The organism is Streptomyces sp. SID14478, from assembly GCF_010548525.1.
In the GTDB taxonomy this organism is placed as follows: domain Bacteria; phylum Actinomycetota; class Actinomycetes; order Streptomycetales; family Streptomycetaceae; genus Streptomyces.
The window spans coordinates 1-347 of the sequence record NZ_JAAGMG010000586.1 but is presented as its reverse complement, the minus strand read 5'-3'; the positions used below and the strand labels follow the sequence as shown (position 1 = coordinate 347).

Genomic DNA, 347 nt, shown 5'->3' with positions numbered 1-347 from the left:
CGGACGCGGCGCCGCTGCTCGACCGGGAGCAGGCGTGACGCGGACCCGTCGTACCCCGGCCCGGCGGTCCGACCTGCGCGCGAGAGGCGCCGCGCACCCTGGGAACATGACCGCATGACCGCACCATTGCACCGGCCCCGGCCCGGGACGCCCGACACCCAGCAGGGCATGCGCCGCCGCAATCTCTCCCGCGTCCTGCACGCGGTGGCCGCCGAGGGCCCGCTGTCCCGGGCCTCGGTCGCCGGGCACATCGGGCTGACCCGGGCCGCCGTGTCGACCCTGGTCGACGAGCTGATCCGGGCCGGTCTGCTGGAGGAGCTGGGGCCGGGGCGGCCGGGCGGATCAGC

1 protein-coding gene is annotated in these 347 nt (G+C 77.8%); it reads left to right on the top strand.

The features are described from left to right. Window positions 1-114 precede the first annotated feature (114 nt). Window positions 115-347 (top strand): helix-turn-helix domain-containing protein (locus G3I40_RS18935; protein ID WP_164303315.1); only part of this gene is annotated, 233 nt, incomplete at its 3' end.